Genomic DNA, 17979 nt, shown 5'->3' with positions numbered 1-17979 from the left:
GACTGAGATTCCTAGTCTAGACGAGCGTGCGCCGGCCCTGAGCACACGCCCACAGGCCGTGGAGGACCGATGAGCTTCAACGACGACGTCAAACTCGACACCTCGCAGGTCGGGGGCGGCGGGGGCGGCGGCGCCCCCGGCGGCCTGGTCGTCGGCGGCGGCGTGGGCGGCATCATCCTGCTCATCGTCATGCTGATCTTCGGGATCAACCCGGGGTCGGTGCCCAGCAGCCCCGGCTCGGGCAGCGACGGCAGCGGCGGCTCGGTGCAGCCCGGCGGGTCGACCGACCCCTCGCAGTTCTCCCAGTGCAAGACGGGCGCCGACGCCAACCGCAACGACACCTGCCGCGTCATCGCCACGGTCAACTCGGTCAACGCGTTCTGGAGCAGCGAGCTCCCCCGCTACGGCCGCAACTACACCCCCGCCAAGACGATCCTCTACAGCGGCTCCACGCAGTCCGCCTGCGGCACCGCCTCCAACCAGGTCGGGCCGTTCTACTGCCCGCTGGACAAGCAGGTCTACATCGACGCCAGCTTCTTCCAGATCCTCTCCGACCAGTTCGGCTCGAGCAGCGGCCCGCTGGCGCAGGAGTACGTCGTGGCCCACGAGTACGGCCACCACATCCAGGACATCCTCGGGCTGCTCGACCGCGCCCAGCAGGACCCCAAGGGCGCCCAGAGCGGCGGAGTGCGCGTGGAGCTGATGGCCGACTGCCTCGGCGGCGTGTGGGCCAACCACGCCACCGAGACCAAGGGCGAGAGCACGAGCGGTGGCCAGGTGGCGTTCCTCAAGCCGCTCACCGAGAAGGACATCAAGGACGCGCTGTCCGCGGCGTCCTCGGTGGGCGACGACCGGATCCAGCAGAAGACGCAGGGACAGGTGAGCCCGGAGACGTGGACCCACGGGTCGGCCGCCGCCCGTCAGAAGTGGTTCACCACCGGCTACACGTCCGGCGACCTCAACCAGTGCGACACCTTCAGCGTCGACAAGGTCGAGTGACGTCCCGCTCGACCGTCAGCGGTCCTCGACGGTGACGCGGACGACGCGACCCCGGCGCAGGGCGTCCTCGAGCACCGACCGCCGCGGGTCGGGCAGGTCGTAGAGCTCGCGTCGCGGCAGGTCGGCGAGCGCGGCCAGGCGCGGGTCGGCCAGCACGTCGCGCACGAGGGCCTTGTCGCCCCCGACGACCAGCCCGGCCGGGCGCGGGGAGAGCAGGAGGCGGGCGGCGTGGTCGGTCACAGCGCGCACGAGCTCGTCCGCCTGGTTGCCCCGGCGCCGGGCGAACCGCTGCTGGGACCACCCGCCGGCGGAGGTGCGCGACTGGACGTGCCGGGTGCCCACCTTCGACGCGGCGTATGCGGCCCCGTCGGCCAGCCCCACGGCATACCCACCACGACGCACGAGGACCACCGCCAGGGGCAGGTGGTCGAACCGCTCGGTCCCGACCACCCGCTGGGGTGCGTCGGGACCGGGGTTGTTGGCGGCGAAGCGCTCCAGCCAGCCCTCGAGGCGCTCGGGGTCGACCTCGACGACGCGAGTGCTCACCGAGCGGCCGGGGTCAGCAGGTCAGAGGTTGAAGCCGAGGGCGCGCAGCTGCTCGCGGCCGTCGTCGGTGATCTTGTCCGGGCCCCACGGCGGCATCCAGACCCAGTTGATCCGGTGAGTGGCGACGAGCCCCTCGAGCGCCTGCGCGGTCTGGTCCTCGATGACGTCGGTGAGCGGGCAGGCCGCCGACGTGAGGGTCATGTCGAGGACGGCGTGGTTCTGGGCGTCGACGGTGATGCCGTAGACGAGGCCGAGGTCGACGACGTTGATCCCGAGCTCGGGGTCGACGACGTCGCGCATGGCCTCCTCGACGTCCGCGACGTTCGGCTGGGTGGTCGTGGTCTCGCTCATCGTCCTACCTTGTCCTCGTCCTTCTGGCTGCGGCCCGTCGCCGCGGTGGTGTCGATCCCTGCCTGATGCAACGCGTCGGTGAGGGCCATCCATCCCAGCAGAGCACACTTGACGCGGGCCGGGTACTTCGAGACGCCGGCGAACGCGACGCCGTCACCGATGACGTCCTCGTCCCCCGGGTCCTGGCCCTTGGAGGTCAGCATGGTGCGCATCGCCTCGTGGGTCGCCATGGCCTCGGCGACGGTGTGCCCGATGACCTCGTCGGTGAGCACGCTCGTCGACGCGGTCGAGATCGAGCAGCCGAGCGCGTCGTAGGACACGTCGCGGATCACCGCGTCGGCGCCCTCGCCGTCGACCTGGACCCGCAGGGTCACCTCGTCGCCGCAGGTCGGGTTGACGTGGTGCACCTCGGCGCCGAACGGCTCGCGCAGGCCGGCGTGGTGCGGGCGCTTGGAGTGCTCGAGGATGAGCTCCTGGTAGAGGTCCACGTCAGACCGCCACCCCGAAGACGTCGGGCACCCGGTCGAGCGCCTCGAGCATGGCGTCGACCTCCCCCGGGGTCGTGTATGCCGCGAGCGAGGCACGCGTGCTCGCGGTGACGCCCATCCGGCGGTGCAGCGGCCAGGCGCAGTGGTGGCCGACGCGGACCGCGACGCCCTGGTCGTCGAGCACCTGCCCGACGTCATGGGCGTGGACGCCCTGGACGTCGAAAGCGACGGCACCGACGCGGTCTACGGCGTCGGCGGGACCGACCACGCGGACCCACGGGCGCTCGGCCAGGCCCGCGAGGAGCCGCTCGGTGAGCGCGTGCTCGTGGGCTGCGATGCGGTCCATGCCGAGCTCGCCGAGGTAGTCGATGGCGGCTGCGAGGCCGACGGCCTGCGCCGCGTTGGGCGACCCGGCCTCGAACCGCTGCGGCGGCGCCGCGTAGGTCGAGCCCTCCATCCGGACGGTCTCGATCATCGAGCCGCCGGTGATGAACGGCGGCATCGCCTGCAGCAGCTCGCCGCGCCCCCAGAGCACCCCCACGCCGGTGGGGCCGAACATCTTGTGGCCCGAGAAGGCGGCGTAGTCGACGCCGAGGTCCTCGACGTCGAGCGCCACGTGCGGCGCCGACTGGCAGGCGTCGAGCACCGTGAGCGCGCCGACCGCGCGGGCCGCGTCCACGAGCCGGTGCACGGGGTTGACCGTGCCCAGGACGTTGCTGACGTGGGCGAAGGCGAACACCTTGGTGCGCTCGGTGAGCAGCTCGCCCAGCGCCGGGCCGTGGCTGCCGTCGAGGTCGAGGCGGCCCTCGTCGGTGACGCCGACCCAGCGCAGGGTGGCGCCGGTGCGACGGCAGAGCTCCTGCCACGGCACCAGGTTGGCGTGGTGCTCCATCTCGGTCACGAGGACCTCGTCGCCCTCGCCGAGGGTGAGCCGTGGGTCCTTGGCCTGCCCGGCCACGGTGCCCGAGAACGCGTACGCGACCAGGTTGAGCGCCTCGGTGGCGTTCTTGGTGAACACCACCTCGTCCTCGCCGCCGCCGACGAAGCGCGCCACGGTCGCCCGGGCGCCCTCGTAGGCGTCGGTGGCCTCCTCGCTGAGCTGGTGCGCCCCGCGGTGGACGGCGGCGTTGACGTGCTCGTTGAACGCGCGCTCGGCGTCGAGCGCACCGGCATACCGCTGCGAGGTCGCACCCGAGTCGAGGTAGACCAGCGGCTTCCCGTCGCGCACGCTGCGCGACAGGATCGGGAAGCCGGCCCGGATGCGGGCCAGCTCCTCGTCGCCGAACGGGGTGCTCATGGGGGTCGCTCTCGTCAGGTGCGTCGTCGGTGGGTGGCTCAGGCCTTGGCGGCGGCGACGTAGCGGTCGTAGCCCTCGGCCTCGAGGCGGTCGGCCAGCTCCGGGCCACCCTCCTCGACGACCTTGCCGTCGACGAACACGTGCACGAAGTCGGGCTTGATGTAGCGCAGGATGCGCGTGTAGTGCGTGATGAGCAGGACGCCCACGTCGGTGTTGTCCTTGGCCCGGTTGACGCCCTCGGAGACGATGCGCAGCGCGTCGACGTCCAGGCCGGAGTCGGTCTCGTCGAGGATCGCGATCTTCGGCTTGAGCAGCTCCATCTGCAGGATCTCGTGGCGCTTCTTCTCGCCACCGGAGAAGCCCTCGTTCACGTTGCGCTCGGCGAAGGCCTCGTCCATGCGCAGGTTGGCCATCGCGCCCTTGACGTCCTTGACCCAGGTGCGCAGCTTGGGGGCCTCGCCGTCGACCGCGGTCTTGGCGGTGCGCAGGAAGTTCGACACCGTGACGCCGGGGACCTCGACGGGGTACTGCATCGCGAGGAACAGGCCGGCGCGGGCGCGCTCGTCGACGCTCATCGCGAGGACGTCCTCGCCGTCGAGGGTCACGGTGCCACCGGTGACGGTGTACTTGGGGTGACCGGCGATGGAGTAGGCCAGGGTCGACTTGCCCGAGCCGTTGGGGCCCATGATCGCGTGGGTCTGCCCCGACTGCACCGTCAGGTCGACGCCGCGGAGGATCTCCTTGGTGCCGTTCTCGGTCTCGACCGTGACCTGCAGGTTGCGGATCTCAAGAGTGGACATGCGGTGTGTTCCTCGTTCTTCTTCTCGGGAAGGCTCAGGCGTTCAGGGGGGTCGTGCCGACGAAGACCTCGTCGCCCTCGACCTTGACGGGGTAGACGTTCACCGGGACCGTCGCGGGCGGACCCGAGGGCTTGCCGGTGCGGACGTCGAAGCGCGAGCCGTGCAGCCAGCACTCGAGCGTGTGGTCGTCGAGCTCGCCCTCGGAGAGGGAGACGTTGGCGTGGCTGCAGGTGTCGTCGAGGGCGTAGACCTCGCCGGAGCGGGTGCGCACGATCGCCATGAGCTGGCCGTAGACGTCGGCCGCGGCCGCGCCGACGGCGGGAAGCTCGTCCACCCGGCAGACGCGCACGTAGTCGACGTCGTCGGCCTCGGTGACCTCGGCGGCGCTGCTCACGCGTCGGCCCCAGTGGCAGCGGTGACCGGGCGCGCGGTGCCGGCGAGCTCGGCGTCGATGACCTGCATCAGGTGGTCGGACACCTCCGGCACGCCGATGCGGGCCACGATGCTGGCGAAGAAGCCGCGCACCACGAGCCGCCGGGCGACGTCCTCGGGGATGCCACGCGCCTGCAGGTAGAACAGCTGCTCGTCGTCGAAGCGACCGGTCGCCGACGCGTGGCCGGCCCCGACGATCTCGCCGGTCTCGATCTCGAGGTTCGGGACCGAGTCGGCCCGGGCCCCGTCGGTGAGGACGAGGTTGCGGTTGAGCTCGTAGGTGTCGGTGCCCTCGGCGCTGGCGCGGATGAGGACGTCGCCGACCCAGACGGTGTGGGCGGTCTCGCCCTGCAGCGCGCCCTTGTACTCGACGTTGGAGTGGCAGTGCGGCGCCTCGTGGTCGACGAAGAGCCGGTGCTCCTGGTGCTGGCCGGCGTCCGCGAAGTAGACGCCGAGGCCTTCGAAGGACCCGCCCGGCCCGGCGTACCGGGCGTTGGTGGAGACGCGGACGATCTTGCCGCCGAGCGTGACGACGATGTGCCGCAGCCGCGCGTCGCGCCCGATGAGGGCGTCGTTCTGGGTGACGTGCAGGGTGTCGTCGTCCCACTCCTGGACGGTGACGAACGTGAGGTCCGCACCGTCGCCCACCTTGATCTCGACAGCCGCGCCGCACTCGGCGGACCCGCGGTGGGTGAGCACCACGGTCGCCTTCGAGTGGTGGCCGGCCTCGACGACCAGGTGGCCGTTGACCCGGGCCAGGTCGCGCGCCTCGACGGTGATGCGTACCGGCTCGGTCAGCTCGGCCTCGGCCGGGATGCTGACGCGGGTGGCCTTGGGCTCACCGGCCCAGGCGATCGCGGCGGCGCGGTCGGCGGGGACCAGCACTCCGGTCGCCTTCGGCTCGACCCGGTCGGTCGTGACGCCCTCGGGCGCCGAGACGTCCAGGCTGAGCTTGTCGACCTCGGTCGCGCCGGGCTGGAACAGCGAGGACAGCCGGTCGACCGGGGTGAACCGCCACTCCTCCTCGCGGCCGCCGGGGACGGCGAAGTCGTCGACCTCGTAGGACGTCTTCCGCTCGGCCCGCGACTGGTCGGGGACGAACGCCTCGGCGGAGTCGGTGTGGGCGCCGGCGGTGGGACCCTCGGCGGGGTTCTTCTGGGCCAGAAGGCTCATCAGCCGACGGCTCCTTCCATCTGAAGCTCGATCAGGCGGTTCAGCTCGAGGGCGTACTCCATGGGCAGCTCGCGCGCGATGGGCTCGACGAACCCGCGCACGATCATGGCCATGGCCTCCTCCTCGGTGAGGCCGCGGGACATCAGGTAGAACATCTGGTCCTCGGACACCTTGGAGACCGTCGCCTCGTGGCCCATGGTCACGTCGTCCTCGCGGATGTCGACGTACGGGTAGGTGTCCGAGCGGCTGATCGTGTCGACGAGCAGCGCGTCGCAGACGACCGAGCTCTTCGATCCGTGCGCGCCCTCGAGGATCTGGACCAGGCCGCGGTAGGACGTGCGGCCACCGCCGCGCGCCACCGACTTGCTCACGATGGTCGAGCTGGTGTTGGGGGCCGCGTGGACCATCTTCGAGCCGGCGTCCTGGTGCTGGCCCTCGCCCGCGAACGCGATCGACAGCGTCTCGCCCTTGGCGTGCTCGCCGAGGAGGAAGACGGCCGGGTACTTCATCGTCACCTTGGAGCCGATGTTGCCGTCGATCCACTCCATCGTCGCGCCCTCGGCCGCGGTCGCCCGCTTGGTGACGAGGTTGTAGACGTTGTTCGACCAGTTCTGGATGGTGGTGTAGCGGACGCGGGCGTTCTTCTTGACGACGATCTCGACGACCGCGGAGTGCAGCGAGTCGGACTTGTAGATCGGCGCGGTGCAGCCCTCGACGTAGTGCACGTAGGAGCCCTCGTCGGCGATGATCAGCGTCCGCTCGAACTGGCCCATGTTCTCGGTGTTGATCCGGAAGTAGGCCTGCAGCGGGATGTCGACGTGGACGCCCGGCGGGACGTAGATGAACGAGCCACCCGACCACACGGCGGTGTTGAGTGCCGCGAACTTGTTGTCACCGGCGGGGATCACCGAGGCGAAGTACTCGCGGAACAGGTCCTCGTGCTCGCGCAGGCCGGTGTCGGTGTCGACGAAGATGACACCCTTCTCCTCCAGGTCCTCGCGGATCTGGTGGTAGACGACCTCCGACTCGTACTGCGCCGCGACACCGGCGATGAGGCGCTGCTTCTCCGCCTCCGGGATGCCGAGCTTGTCGTAGGTGTTCTTGATGTCCTCGGGCAGCTCGTCCCAGGTGGTCGCCTGCTTCTCGGTGGACTTCACGAAGTACTTGATGTTCTGGAAGTCGATGCCGGTGAGGTCGCTGCCCCAGCTCGGCATGGGCTTCTTGTCGAACAGGCGCAGCGACTTCAGGCGCAGGTCGAGCATCCACTGGGGCTCGTTCTTGCGCGCCGAGATGTCGCGCACGACGTCCTCGTTCAGGCCGCGGCGCGCGGAGGCACCGGCCGTGTCGCTGTCGGCCCAGCCGTACTCGTAGCGCCCGAGGTCCTTCAGACCCGGGTTCAGCTCCTCGATGGTGCTCATCGTGAAGACCCTTCTGTTGATGTCACAGGCGTGGATGTGTCGGTCGCCGATGGGGTGGCAACGGGTGCTGCCGGGGTGGGAAGCCCCGTGCTCGTGGGGACGAAGGTCGTGCAGACGTGGTCGCCGTGGGCGAGCGTCGCCAGGCGCTGGACGTGGACGCCCAGCAGCCGCGAGAACGCATCTGTCTCAGCGTCGCAGAACTCAGGAAATTCCCGGGCCGCGTGCTGCACCGGGCAGTGCCCCTGGCAGAGCTGTATGCCGGTGAACGGGCTCGCGCTGCCGGGCTCCCCCACGGGCCGGGCCGTGGCGGCGAAGCCGTCGCGGGTGAGGGCGGCGACCAGGGCGTCGACCCGCGCGCCGGTGTCCGCGCCCGCCTCGGCGAGCTCGCCGGCATACCGCTGCTCGAGCTCGCCCACCCGTGCCTCGGCGAACCGGCGCACCGCGCCGTCGCCCGCCTCGGCGGCGAGGAAGCGCAGCGCCTGGGTGGCGAGGTGGTCGTAGTCGGACTCGAGGGCCTGGTGGCCGGCGTCGCTGAGCACGTACGCGCGGGCCGGACGGCCGCGGCCACGGGAGCCGTGGGCCGACTCACGCTCGGCGATGAGGCCGGCCTCGCCGAGGTTCTCGAGGTGACGGCGGACGGCCGGGACGGTCAGGCCGAGGTCCTCGGCCAGCGTCGCGGCGGTGATCGGGCCGCGCTCGCTGATCGCCTGCAGCACCCGGTCGCGCGTGCGCGACTCGAGCACCTGGGGGGCGACCGCGATATTCACAACACCGATGTTACGTAATTACCTCGGGAGAGGGAAAGGAAGGCCACCCTTACCCGTGGGGGGCCTCGTCGAGCAGCCCGCGGTCGCGCGCGACGGCCACGGCCTCGCCACGGCCGGCCACGCCGAGCTTGGCCAGGATGTTGGAGACGTGGACGCTCGCGGTCTTGGCGCTGATGAACAGCTGGGTGCCGATCTGGCGGTTGCTGCGCCCGAGGGCCACGAGGGCCAGGATCTCGCGCTCGCGCGGCGTCAGGGCCTCCCCGTGCCGGTCTGCGGGCCGGCCGGCGGCCGCGGCGCGCGCTCCCCCACCTGCGCGGACCTCGGCCCGCAGCGGCTCCGCGCCGAGGTCGCGAGCCGTCTCCAGCGCCGCCTGCAGGACCGTGGACGCCTCCGGGTCACCGACCGCCTGCAGCGCGGCGCCCAGCCTGGCCTGCGACCGGGCCGTCTCGTAGCGGTGGCCGTAGGCCGTGAACGCCTCGACCGCGTGGCGCCAGGCGGCGACGAGCGCGTCGCTGTCCACCGCCTCGCCACCCAGCCAGCGCAGCCTGAGCTCCTCGGCGCGGGCCCGGGCGATCCACGCCTGTGCCTCGGGGCCGTGCTGGCCGGGCGTCTCGGACACCCGGGACCACACCTGCTCCGCGTCGTCGGCGGCGGTGCGCCCCCGCGCGAGCAGCTCGCCACGCTCGGCGGTGGGCACGGTGGCGACGTGGCTGGCGAGCTGGCCCAGCAGGAGGGCGCTGAGCCGGGTCTGGGCCTGGAAGTGCCGGTGCCAGACGTCGGTGAGGACCCCGACCGCCTCGTCGTGCACGGCGACGGCAGCAGCGAGGTCACCGGAGTGGCCGTACAGGTCCACGGCCGCACCGCCGGCGAGGACCGCGACGAGGCCCTCCTCCTCCCACCACGGGCGGGTCGCCCGGACGGCACCGGCGTCGGCCGGCTCGCCGCGCGCGGCGGCGAGGAACAGCCGCGCGGCGGCGAGCAGTGCGCCGGCGGGCTGGGGCGGGTCCTCCTCCCGCGTGTCGAGGACGGCGTCGGCCTCGGCCCACAGGCCCGCCTCGTAGGCCGCGACCCCGGCGAGCAGCCGGGCGTCGAAGGCGTAGGGAGCCCAGCCGAGGCCGGCCCGGCGCCCCGCCTCCGCGCCCTGGCGGTAGACCTCGACGGCGCGGTCCAGGCGACCGGCCCGGTGGTGGAGGGAGCCCAGGTGGTGCAGGGCGCGCACGAGGGCAGGGTCGCCGGCCGCGCCGCCCGTCGCGATGATCCGCTCGAGCGTCGCCTGGCTGGCGTCGGGGTCGCCCACCCGCTCGAGCACGCGCGCCTCGACGACCCGCACCTCGTCGGCCACCTCGGGCACGCCCGCGGCGGTCGCGGCCTCGACCGCCTCGCGCGCGGCGCCCACTGCCTCCTCGTCGCGGCCCCGGTCGACGAGCGCCTGCACCCGGGCGCCGAGGAGCCGGGCCCGGACCTGGGACGCCCGGGCGTCGTCGGCGAGACCGGGGGCGTCAAGCAGGCCCAGCCCCTCCTTGGTCGCCGCCAGCGTGTCGAGGGTGCTCTCGGTGAGGCGGGCCGTGGTGGCGAGCGCGGCGAGCAGCTCGGCGCGGCCCAGGGCGCCCGCCTCGGGGGTCCTCCTCGCGAGCCGCTCCTGCAGGAGGGCAAGGCCCTTGAGCGCGCGGCCCCGGGCGGTCGAGGCCGCGGAGGCGCGCAGCACGACGCGGTCGGCGTCGGGGTGCTGGTCCGGCATGAGGGCGAGCGCGCGCTGGTAGTGCCGCCACGCCTCGTCGGGGCCGCCGACCGACATCGCCGCGTCCCCGGCGTTGATGCTGGCGGTGAGGGCGACCTCGCGGTCCCCGGCGGCTGCCGCGTGGCGTGCCACGTCGGCCCAGGTGCCGAGCGAGGGGTCGGACCCCAGCGCGGCCGCGTAGCGCTCGTGGGCGCGGACGCGCTCCCCGGGCAGCAGGTCGTCGTACACCGTCTCGGCGAGCAGGGCGTGCCGGAAGGCGTAACCGCCGGACTCGGTGGGCACGAGCACGTGCTGCTCGACGGCGTCGCGCAGGCCCTGGTCGAGCTCGGCCTCGTCGAGCCCGGCCACCGCGGCGAGCAGCAGGTGGTGGACCTGGCGCCCGGCGGCCGAGGCCATCCGCACGACGTGCTGGCCGTGCGGGCCGAGCTGGTCGAACCGGACCAGGAGCAGCCGAGAGAGGTCCTCGGCGACGCCCTGGTGCCCCAGCGAGCTCGCCGCCACCAGCTCCTCGACGAAGAAGGCGTTCCCCTCGGCGCGCTCGACCACCGCGCGGACCTGCCCCTCCGTGAGGGGCCGCGGGGCGATGCCGTGGACCAGCTCGCGGACCGCGGAGTCGGGCAGCGGCTCGAGCTCGAGCCGGTGCAGGTCCCCGATCCGCGACCAGTGCGCCAGCGTGGCGCGCAGCGGGTGGCGCCGGTGCAGGTCGTCACTGCGGTAGGAGGCGACGACGGCGACGGGGCCACTGAAGCCCCGGGTGAACAGCAGGGTCAGCAGGTCGCGGGAGGACTGGTCGGCCCAGTGGACGTCCTCGACCACGACGAGGACCGGGCGCACGCGGGCGAGGTCCTCCAGCGCCGCGTGCACGGCCTCGACGAGCTCGCCGCGGTCGATCGCCTCACGTCCCGGTCCGGGGGTCAGCTCGTCGGCGCGGCGCCGGCGGCTCGGGAAGAGCCCGGCCAGGTGCGGGTGCGACATCAGGAGGCCCTCGACGGCCTCGGGCTCGTGCACCTCGAGGCGGCCCAGCATCTCGCTGAAGGGCAGGTAGGGCAGGGCCTGGCCGGCCTCGCCGAGGCAGTGGCCGACGAGGACCGACCAGCCTGCGTCACGGGCCCGGCCGGCGACCTCGGCCAGCAGCCGGGTCTTGCCGATGCCGGCGTCCCCGGACAGCAGGACGAGACCGGAGGCGTCGGCACGCGGCCCGAGTCCGACGAGGTCGGCGAGCCGCGCGGCGTCCGCCTCGCGCCCCACGAACACTCCCCCGGCGGCACCGTCCAGACCCACGACCCCGATTATGTCGGAGCGGTCGGACACCGCGGGGGCGGTCGGGGCCACGCTCAGGCCGGACGCGGGCTGGTGCGGGCGTGCCGGTGCCCGGTGCGCACGGTCCGCAGGGCCGCACGGACGCGTCCCGCGTGGTGACGGCCCGCGGCGGCGCGACCGGTGCCGGTCCCGGTGCCGGCCAGCAGGCGCTCGCGGCGGTAGGCCACCTCGGCCTGGACGAAGATCGGGTCTGCGATGGTGCTCATGCTTCCTGCTCCTTCTCTGGTGCTTCTCCTGTGCTGATGGCTCCACGCTCGTCGCCTGAGGTGGATCCCCACATGGGGCGGATGCCTTATCCCTGCGGCGGTGCCCCCGAGGGGGGCCTTAGGCGGCCCGGACCCCGGCACGCGCCGCCGCCCCGGTGCGCGGCTCAGGCCGGACGAGGCGTGTGGCGCGCCGGGCCGCGACCCGGGCGCCGCCGCCAGGGCAGGTGCCACTCGAGGGAGGGGCGGCGACGCGGGGCGCGCCGGCGGGCGGCGTTGGCGTGCCCCAAGGACTCCTGCTTCCAGGCGAGCTCGGCGGCGACGGTGAGGGGGTGGGCGTTGAGGTTCATGGCACTCTCCTGTGGCTGGCGCCGCCCTCGGTGGGCGACGTCGTCCACGGTCCGTCCCTGAGGCCCCCTGCCACATGGGGCGGATGCCCAGTCCTGCGTCCGCGGGGGCCTCACGTGGCGCTGGTCACGGCGCCGCCGCCCGGGGCGGGGACCGCTGCGCGGCCGACCTAGACTCGAGGTCGTGCACCCCGCCGTCTCCGTCTCCGCCGTCGCCAAGCGATACGGCTCGGTCCGCGCCCTCGACGGCGCCACGTGGACCGCCGCGTCCGGGCAGGTCACGGCGGTCCTGGGCCCCAACGGCGCCGGCAAGACCACCCTCGTGGAGTGCTGCGAGGGCCTGCGACGTCCCGACTCCGGCGAGGTCCGGGTGCTCGGGACCGACCCCTGGCACGCCCCTGCCGCGCACCGTGCCCGGGTCGGCGTGATGCTCCAGGACGGCGGGCTGCCCGGCGCGGCGCGACCGGTGCGGCTGCTCGACCACCTGGCCCGCATGTATGCCGCGCCGGCGTCGGTCGCCGAGCTCACCGAGCGGCTGGGCATCGGCGGCTTCGCCGGCACCTCGGTGCGCCGGCTGTCGGGCGGCCAGCGCCAGCGCGTCGCCCTCGCCGCCGCACTCGTCGGCCGGCCGGAGGTCGCCTTCCTCGACGAGCCCAGCGCCGGGCTGGACCCCCACGCACGCCTCGACGTCTGGGAGCTGGTGCGCTCCGTCGCCGACGACGGCGCCGCCGTCGTGCTGACGACCCACTCGTTCGAGGAGGCCGAGCGGCTCGCCGACCGCGTCGTCATCGTGGCCGCCGGCCGCACCGTCGCCGAGGGCACGGTCGCCGAGGTCGCCGCGGGCGAGACCCTCGAACGCCGCTACTTCGACCTGACCCGGAGGGCCGCAGCGTGAGCGCCACCGCACCCAGCCCGGCCCTCACCGGGGGCAGCGAGGCCGCCCCGCCGCTGCAGCGGGTGCTGGCCCAGGCCCGGTTCGAGGCGGGCAGCCTCCTGCGCAACGGCGAGCAGCTGCTCGTCGCGCTGGTCCTCCCCGTCGCGGTCCTGGTCGCCGTGGTGCACATGAAGGCGGTCTCGCTCGGCAGTGGCGCGCGCGTGGACCTGGCCGTCCCCGGCGTGCTGGCGCTGTGCGTCATCTCCTCCGCGTTCACCGGCCAGGCCATCGCCACGGGGTTCGACCGTCGCTACGGCGTGCTCCGCCTGCTCGGCGTCACCCCGCTCGGGCGCACCGGCCTGCTCGCCGCCAAGGCCGTCGCTGTGCTCTCGGTCGTCGCGCTCCAGGTCGTCGTCGTGGGCGGGGTGGGCCTGGCCATGGGCTGGCACCCGGCGCCGGCCGGCATACCCGCTGCGGTGCTCACCACGCTGCTGGGCACCTGGGCGTTCGCCGCGCTCGCCCTGCTGCTCGGGGGCACCGTCCGCGCCGAGGGGGTGCTCGCCCTCGCCAACCTGCTCTGGATCGCCTTCCTCGGCCTCGGTGGCGTCGTGGTCGCCGGCTCCGAGCTGCCCGGGAGGTATGCCGGGGTCGTGCGCCTGCTCCCGTCGGCCGCGCTCGGCGACGGCCTGCGGGCCGCGCTGGTCCACGGCAGCGTCGACGCCGGCGCCTGGCTGGTGCTGCTCGTGTGGGCGGTCGCCGCGACCGCGCTCACGCGCCGGCTCTTCCGCTGGAGCGACTGAGCGCCCAGCGCGCGCCGGAAGGCCGTCACGGTCGCGAGCAGGGCGAGACCGCCCACGAGCCAGAACGGCTCGTAGACGCCCAGCGACCACCGCACGCCGTCGGGGACGCCGCTCGTCCCGCCCGCGAAGACGGCGGTCGAGGCCACGTGGCCCAGCATGACGAGGTACCCCAGCGTCGCCGGCCACAGCAGCCAGGAGCGCGAGGCGAGCTTGGCGGCTCGCTGGTCGGGCCGCAGCAGCCAGGACACGACCGCACCGGCCAGGCACAGCGGGATCGCCAGCAGGTCGATGACGAACAGCGCCGTGCTGTCGAGCACGGAGACACCGTCCGGCAGCAGCGCCGTCCCGCCGAACCCCCAGTAGGTGTGGACCGCCGCGAACAGCAGCATCCACCCGGCACTCCCCCGCCACGCGTTCCTCAGCATGGGACCAGTCAGCCAGCCGCGACGCGCCCGCACCATCAGGTGGACCCCCGAGCGGACCCCCAGCGGCCTCGGGGACGGCCCTGAGCCGTACCCTCGTGGGGTGGCCACAGCAGCACCCGCACCGCCCCGTCCGACACCCCTGGCGACCCCCGGTTGGGCGTGGCTGCCGCGCATCCTCCTGCTCAACCTCGTGGTCGAGGTGCTCATCGTCGTCACCGGCGGCCTCGTCCGGCTCACGGGCAGCGGGCTGGGGTGCCCGACGTGGCCGCAGTGCGTCCCCGGCTCCTACACGCCGGTCCCGCACCAGGCCGAGGGCTACCACCGGTTCATCGAGTTCGGGAACCGGACGCTCACCAGCGTGGTCGGCATCGTCGCGCTGCTGGCCGTGTACGCCGTGTGGCGCTGGAGCGGCCCCACCCGCACCCGCTGGTATGCCGTGTGGGAGCGGGGTGGCTCGCGACGCGAGCTCATGGTCCCGGCCCTGCTCGTCCTGGGTGGGGTCGTCGTGCAGGCCGTGCTGGGCGGCATCACGGTGCTCACCGGCCTGAGCCCGATCACCGTCTCGCTGCACTTCCTCGTCTCGATGGTGCTCGTGGCCAGCGCGGCCTACCTCGTCGCGCGCCGCCCGGCCCCGGCCGGCCGCCGCCCCCTGGTGGTCCACCCGCTCGTCGAACGGCTCGGCTGGGTCACCTGCGCCGTCGGCGCCGTGGTGCTCGTCCTCGGCACCGTCGTGACCGGCAGCGGGCCGCACTCGGGCGACGCGAACGAGCCCGCCCGGTTCGGGTTCGACCCCCGCACGGTCTCCTGGCTGCACGCCGACACGGTGATGCTCTTCGTGGGGCTCGTGCTGGCCGTCTGGCTGGCGGCCCGGCTCACCGGCACCGAGGCGGCGTCGGCACGGGCCTGGCTGGTGGTGCTCGGTGTGACGGCCCTGCAGGGCGTGGTCGGCTACACGCAGTACTTCACCGGCCTGCCGTGGGGGGTCGTGCTGGCGCACATGCTGCTCGCCACCCTGCTGGTCGTCGCCCTGACCCGGGCCGTGGTCGCCCTGCGCGCGACGGAGCCCACGACGGCCTGAGCATATCCACAAGACGTCTTGTGCAATCGTCCTTGCACAACTACTCTTGTGCACATGGCCACACCACCTCCTGCCCGGAACCCTCGACCCGGCATCCGGGCCGTCACCGACGCCAAGGCGCTCTCGGCCATGGCCAACCCGTTCCGGGCGCGCATGATGGACGCCCTCAAGGTCGACGGGCCCTCGACGGCCTCGCACCTCGCGCAGCGCACCGGGCAGGCCGTGGGCAGCGCCAGCCACCACCTCAAGGTCCTGGCCGAGGCCGGCCTCGTCGAGGAGGCGCCGGAGCTCGCGCGTGACCGGCGCGAGCGGTGGTGGCGGCTCGTCGACAGCGGGACCCGCTGGTCCCGGGCCGACTTCGCGGACGACACGGCGGCCGTGACCGCGGCCCACGCGGCAGAGGCCATGCACCTCCAGCGCCAGTTCGAGCGCGTGCAGCAGTGGAACGCGCAGGCCCCCGACGTGCCCGAGTGGGACGCCGCCTCCTTCGCCACGCAGAACTGGCTGCGCCTCACCCCGGAGGAGCTGGGGCAGGTCGCCGAGGAGATCGTCGACGTGCTGATGCGGTGGGGGAACCGCGAGGTCCCCGACGACGGGGCCGAGCGCGAACCCGTGCTCGTGTTCGCCCGAGGGTTCCCGGCGCAGCCATGACGGCCCGCCCCGCACCGGTTGCGCCCGCTCCCCCGCTGACGCGCAACCGGGACTTCGGCCTGCTCTGGTTCGGCGAGGGCGTCAGCGTCCTCGGCAACGCGACCACCTCGGTCCTGCTGCCCCTGCTCGCGGTCGTCGGCTTCGACGCCGGGCCCGGCTGGATGGGGCTGCTGACGGCCGCCGCCTGGGCGCCCTGGCTCGTCGTCGGCCTGCCCGCCGGGGCCTGGGTGGACCGGCTGCCGGCCCGGCGCGTCATGGTCGCCAGCGACGTCGTCGCCGCGCTGACCCTGGCCAGTGTCCCGGCGGCCTGGGCCCTGGACGTGCTGACCCTTCCGCACCTCGCCGCGGCTGCCTTCGCGAACGGCGTGTGCACCGTCTTCTTCCGGGCCGCGTACCCGTCCCTGGTCCGCCAGGTGGCCCCGAGCGAGCAGCAGGAGTCGGCCTTCGCCCGGCTGTTCGGCACCGAGTCGGCGATGCAGGTCGCCGGGCCGGGCCTCGGCGGCCTGCTCGCGCAGCTGCTCTCGGCCGTCTGGGGGCTGGCCGCCGACGCGCTCAGCTTCCTCGTCTCCGCCGCCTGCCTGCTGCGGCTGCGGCTCGACCGGCCCGACACCGAACCGGCCGGGGACGGGCCCGACGACGGCGCCTCGTTGTGGACCCGGATCCGCGAGGGCATCGACTACATCCGGCACGACCGCATCCTGCGGTTCTTCACGCTCATGGGCGGCGCCAGCAACTTCGGCCTCACCGGCTACGGCGCGCTGCTCGTCCTCTTCCTCGTCCGGGACGTCCACCTCGGCCAGGGCGCGGTCGGGGTCGTCATGGCGGTCGGCGCCCTCGGGGGCGTCGTCGGCGCGGCCGTCGCGACCGCCGTGTCCCGCCGGCTGGGCTCGGCCCGGACGCTGATGGTCCTGCAGCTGCTCGCCGGGCCGCCCGCCCTGCTCGTCCCGCTCGGGGCGCCCGGACCGCGCCTCGGCGCGATGGTGCTGGGCATGCTGCTCGTCGGCATCGGCGTCGTCGCGGGCAACATCGTGCGCGGCGCCTGGCGCAACCGCTACGTGCCGGCCGACATGGTCGCCCGGCAGGTGACGACCGCCCAGGTGGTCAACCTCGGCACCATGCCGGTCGCCGGCCTCGTCGCCGGCTGGCTCGGGTCGGCGCTGGGGCTGCGCGAGACCATCGCCCTGATGGCCGGCGTGCACGTGGTGGCATGCCTGTCCATGTGGTGGAGCCCGCTGCGGGGGCTGCGGGACATGCCCGAGCCGACGCCGGCTGCGACCGCCCCGCTGGAGGTCAGCGGCCGGTGACGGAGAGGTAGAACAGCGGGTCGAGGGCCACGCCGAGGAAGAGGATCGCGACGTAGCTGATCGAGAAGTGGAACAGCCGCATCGGCTTCAGCACCGTGGGGCCGGCACCGGCCTTGGCGGCGCGCAGGAGGCGGTACGCCTCGGCCAGGAAGAACCCGCCCGTCACGACCGCGGTCGCGAGGTAGAGCCACCCCATGGGGTTGACCCACACCAGCGCCAGGGAGGCCACGACCATCGCCCACGAGTAGGCGACGATCTGCCGCGCCACGACGACGAAGCGCTCGACGACCGGCAGCATCGGCACGTGCGCCGCGGCGTAGTCGTCCTTGAACTTCATCGACAGCGGCCAGTAGTGCGGCGGCGTCCAGAAGAAGATGACGAGGAAGAGCATGACGGCCGACCACGACACGGAGTTGGCGACCGCCGACCAGCCGATGAGGACCGGCATGCACCCGGCCGCGCCGCCCCACACGATGTTCTGACGGGTCCGGCGCTTGAGCAGCATCGTGTAGCCCACGGCATACATGACGATCGCGCCGAGGCTCAGCGCCGCGGACAGGACGTTGACGAAGGCGAGGAACCACGCCGTCGAGACGACGGTGAGGACGACACCGAAGACCAGGCCCTCACGCGGCGACACCTCGCCGGTGACCATCGGCCGGTTGCTCGTGCGGTGCATCTCGGCGTCGATGTCGCGGTCGTAGACGCAGTTGAACGTGTTGGCCGCGCCGGCGCTGAGCGCGCCGCCGACGAGCGTCGCCACGATGAGCCACAGGGACGGAACTCCCTTGTGCGCCAAGAACATCACCGGCACCGTCGTCACGAGCAGCAGCTCGATGATGCGGGGCTTGGTGAGTGCGAGGTACGCGGCTGCCTTGCTGCGCTTCGCCGGCGCCGGGGACGCGGGGACCCGGGCGGTCGGATCGATTGCGGTCACGGCGTCCTTCGCGGGTGGAGCAGGTCAGTCG

At 73.4% G+C, this 17979-nt stretch carries 20 protein-coding genes; 7 read left to right on the top strand and 13 right to left on the bottom strand.

Annotation, left to right across the window (positions count from 1 at the left end):
- Positions 1–69: 69 nt before the first annotated feature.
- Complete coding sequence (locus RKE38_RS19395) at positions 70–999, top strand: neutral zinc metallopeptidase (protein ID WP_316009110.1); 930 nt, start codon at positions 70–72, stop codon at positions 997–999.
- 15 nt (positions 1000–1014) lie between these two features.
- Here the strand turns inward: RKE38_RS19395 and RKE38_RS19390 are convergent, their stop codons facing one another.
- From RKE38_RS19390 to RKE38_RS19335, 12 genes are all read right to left on the bottom strand, one after another.
- On the bottom strand, positions 1015–1545 hold the full coding sequence (locus RKE38_RS19390) for an acVLRF1 family peptidyl-tRNA hydrolase (protein ID WP_316009109.1): 531 nt from the start codon (positions 1543–1545) through the stop codon (positions 1015–1017).
- Positions 1546–1566: 21 nt separating this feature from the next.
- Entirely contained in the window at positions 1567–1896 is a 330-nt protein-coding gene (locus tag RKE38_RS19385; protein ID WP_310157142.1) for a metal-sulfur cluster assembly factor, read from the bottom strand.
- On the bottom strand, positions 1893–2384 hold the full coding sequence (gene sufU, locus RKE38_RS19380) for a Fe-S cluster assembly sulfur transfer protein SufU (RefSeq protein ID WP_316009108.1): 492 nt from the start codon (positions 2382–2384) through the stop codon (positions 1893–1895). Before sufU ends, RKE38_RS19385 begins: the two co-directional genes overlap by 4 nt.
- Before the next feature lies 1 nt (position 2385).
- The gene (locus RKE38_RS19375) at positions 2386–3681 is read right to left on the bottom strand and encodes a SufS family cysteine desulfurase (RefSeq protein WP_316009107.1); all 1296 of its coding nucleotides are present in this window, start codon (positions 3679–3681) and stop codon (positions 2386–2388) included.
- Positions 3682–3719: 38 nt separating this feature from the next.
- Positions 3720–4481 carry a Fe-S cluster assembly ATPase SufC gene (gene sufC, locus RKE38_RS19370; protein WP_316009106.1) on the bottom strand — a complete coding sequence of 254 codons (762 nt, stop codon included), beginning with the start codon at positions 4479–4481 and terminating at the stop codon, positions 3720–3722.
- 34 nt (positions 4482–4515) lie between these two features.
- Positions 4516–4875 carry a non-heme iron oxygenase ferredoxin subunit gene (locus RKE38_RS19365; protein ID WP_316009105.1) on the bottom strand — a complete coding sequence of 120 codons (360 nt, stop codon included), beginning with the start codon at positions 4873–4875 and terminating at the stop codon, positions 4516–4518.
- Entirely contained in the window at positions 4872–6086 is a 1215-nt protein-coding gene (sufD, locus tag RKE38_RS19360; protein ID WP_316009104.1) for a Fe-S cluster assembly protein SufD, read from the bottom strand. The genes RKE38_RS19365 and sufD overlap by 4 nt, the downstream gene beginning before the upstream one ends.
- On the bottom strand, positions 6086–7504 hold the full coding sequence (gene sufB, locus RKE38_RS19355) for a Fe-S cluster assembly protein SufB (protein ID WP_316009103.1): 1419 nt from the start codon (positions 7502–7504) through the stop codon (positions 6086–6088). The genes sufD and sufB overlap by 1 nt, the downstream gene beginning before the upstream one ends.
- A complete protein-coding gene (locus RKE38_RS19350; protein WP_316009102.1) occupies positions 7501–8271 on the bottom strand; it encodes a helix-turn-helix transcriptional regulator in 771 nt (256 codons plus the stop codon). The genes sufB and RKE38_RS19350 overlap by 4 nt, the downstream gene beginning before the upstream one ends.
- A gap of 49 nt (positions 8272–8320) precedes the next feature.
- On the bottom strand, positions 8321–11290 hold the full coding sequence (locus RKE38_RS19345) for a helix-turn-helix transcriptional regulator (RefSeq protein WP_316009101.1): 2970 nt from the start codon (positions 11288–11290) through the stop codon (positions 8321–8323).
- 53 nt (positions 11291–11343) lie between these two features.
- Positions 11344–11535, bottom strand: a complete 192-nt coding sequence (locus RKE38_RS19340; RefSeq protein WP_316009100.1) for a hypothetical protein — start codon at positions 11533–11535, stop codon at positions 11344–11346.
- 164 nt (positions 11536–11699) lie between these two features.
- Positions 11700–11882, bottom strand: coding sequence for a hypothetical protein (locus RKE38_RS19335; RefSeq protein ID WP_316009099.1), 183 nt, complete (start codon positions 11880–11882; stop codon positions 11700–11702).
- Positions 11883–12063: 181 nt separating this feature from the next.
- On the opposite strand from RKE38_RS19335, the gene RKE38_RS19330 reads away from it, so the two are divergent.
- The 6 genes from RKE38_RS19330 (at position 12064) to RKE38_RS19305 (ending at position 17011) form a co-directional block, all read left to right on the top strand.
- The gene (locus tag RKE38_RS19330) at positions 12064–12774 is read left to right on the top strand and encodes an ABC transporter ATP-binding protein (protein WP_316009098.1); all 711 of its coding nucleotides are present in this window, start codon (positions 12064–12066) and stop codon (positions 12772–12774) included.
- Positions 12771–13553 (top strand): ABC transporter permease, encoded by a 783-nt coding sequence (locus RKE38_RS19325; RefSeq protein WP_316009097.1) that lies wholly within the window; start codon positions 12771–12773, stop codon positions 13551–13553. The genes RKE38_RS19330 and RKE38_RS19325 overlap by 4 nt, the downstream gene beginning before the upstream one ends.
- Positions 13554–13709: 156 nt before the next feature.
- On the top strand, positions 13710–13916 hold the full coding sequence (locus RKE38_RS19320; RefSeq protein WP_316009096.1) for a hypothetical protein: 207 nt from the start codon (positions 13710–13712) through the stop codon (positions 13914–13916).
- Between the two features lie 162 nt (positions 13917–14078).
- Positions 14079–15056 (top strand): COX15/CtaA family protein, encoded by a 978-nt coding sequence (locus tag RKE38_RS19315; protein ID WP_316009095.1) that lies wholly within the window; start codon positions 14079–14081, stop codon positions 15054–15056.
- A gap of 54 nt (positions 15057–15110) precedes the next feature.
- On the top strand, positions 15111–15707 hold the full coding sequence (locus RKE38_RS19310; protein ID WP_316009094.1) for a winged helix-turn-helix domain-containing protein: 597 nt from the start codon (positions 15111–15113) through the stop codon (positions 15705–15707).
- Entirely contained in the window at positions 15704–17011 is a 1308-nt protein-coding gene (locus RKE38_RS19305; RefSeq protein WP_316009093.1) for an MFS transporter, read from the top strand. The genes RKE38_RS19310 and RKE38_RS19305 overlap by 4 nt, the downstream gene beginning before the upstream one ends.
- Here RKE38_RS19305 and RKE38_RS19300 read toward each other — a convergent pair.
- Entirely contained in the window at positions 16998–17948 is a 951-nt protein-coding gene (locus tag RKE38_RS19300) for a heme o synthase (RefSeq protein ID WP_410055489.1), read from the bottom strand. The two genes, RKE38_RS19305 and RKE38_RS19300, sit on opposite strands and share 14 nt — an antisense overlap.
- Between the last annotated feature and the right edge of the window lie 31 nt (positions 17949–17979).

The organism is Phycicoccus sp. M110.8 (assembly GCF_032464895.1).
GTDB lineage: Bacteria > Actinomycetota > Actinomycetes > Actinomycetales > Dermatophilaceae > Pedococcus.
This window is presented reverse-complemented; position numbering and strand designations above follow the sequence as displayed.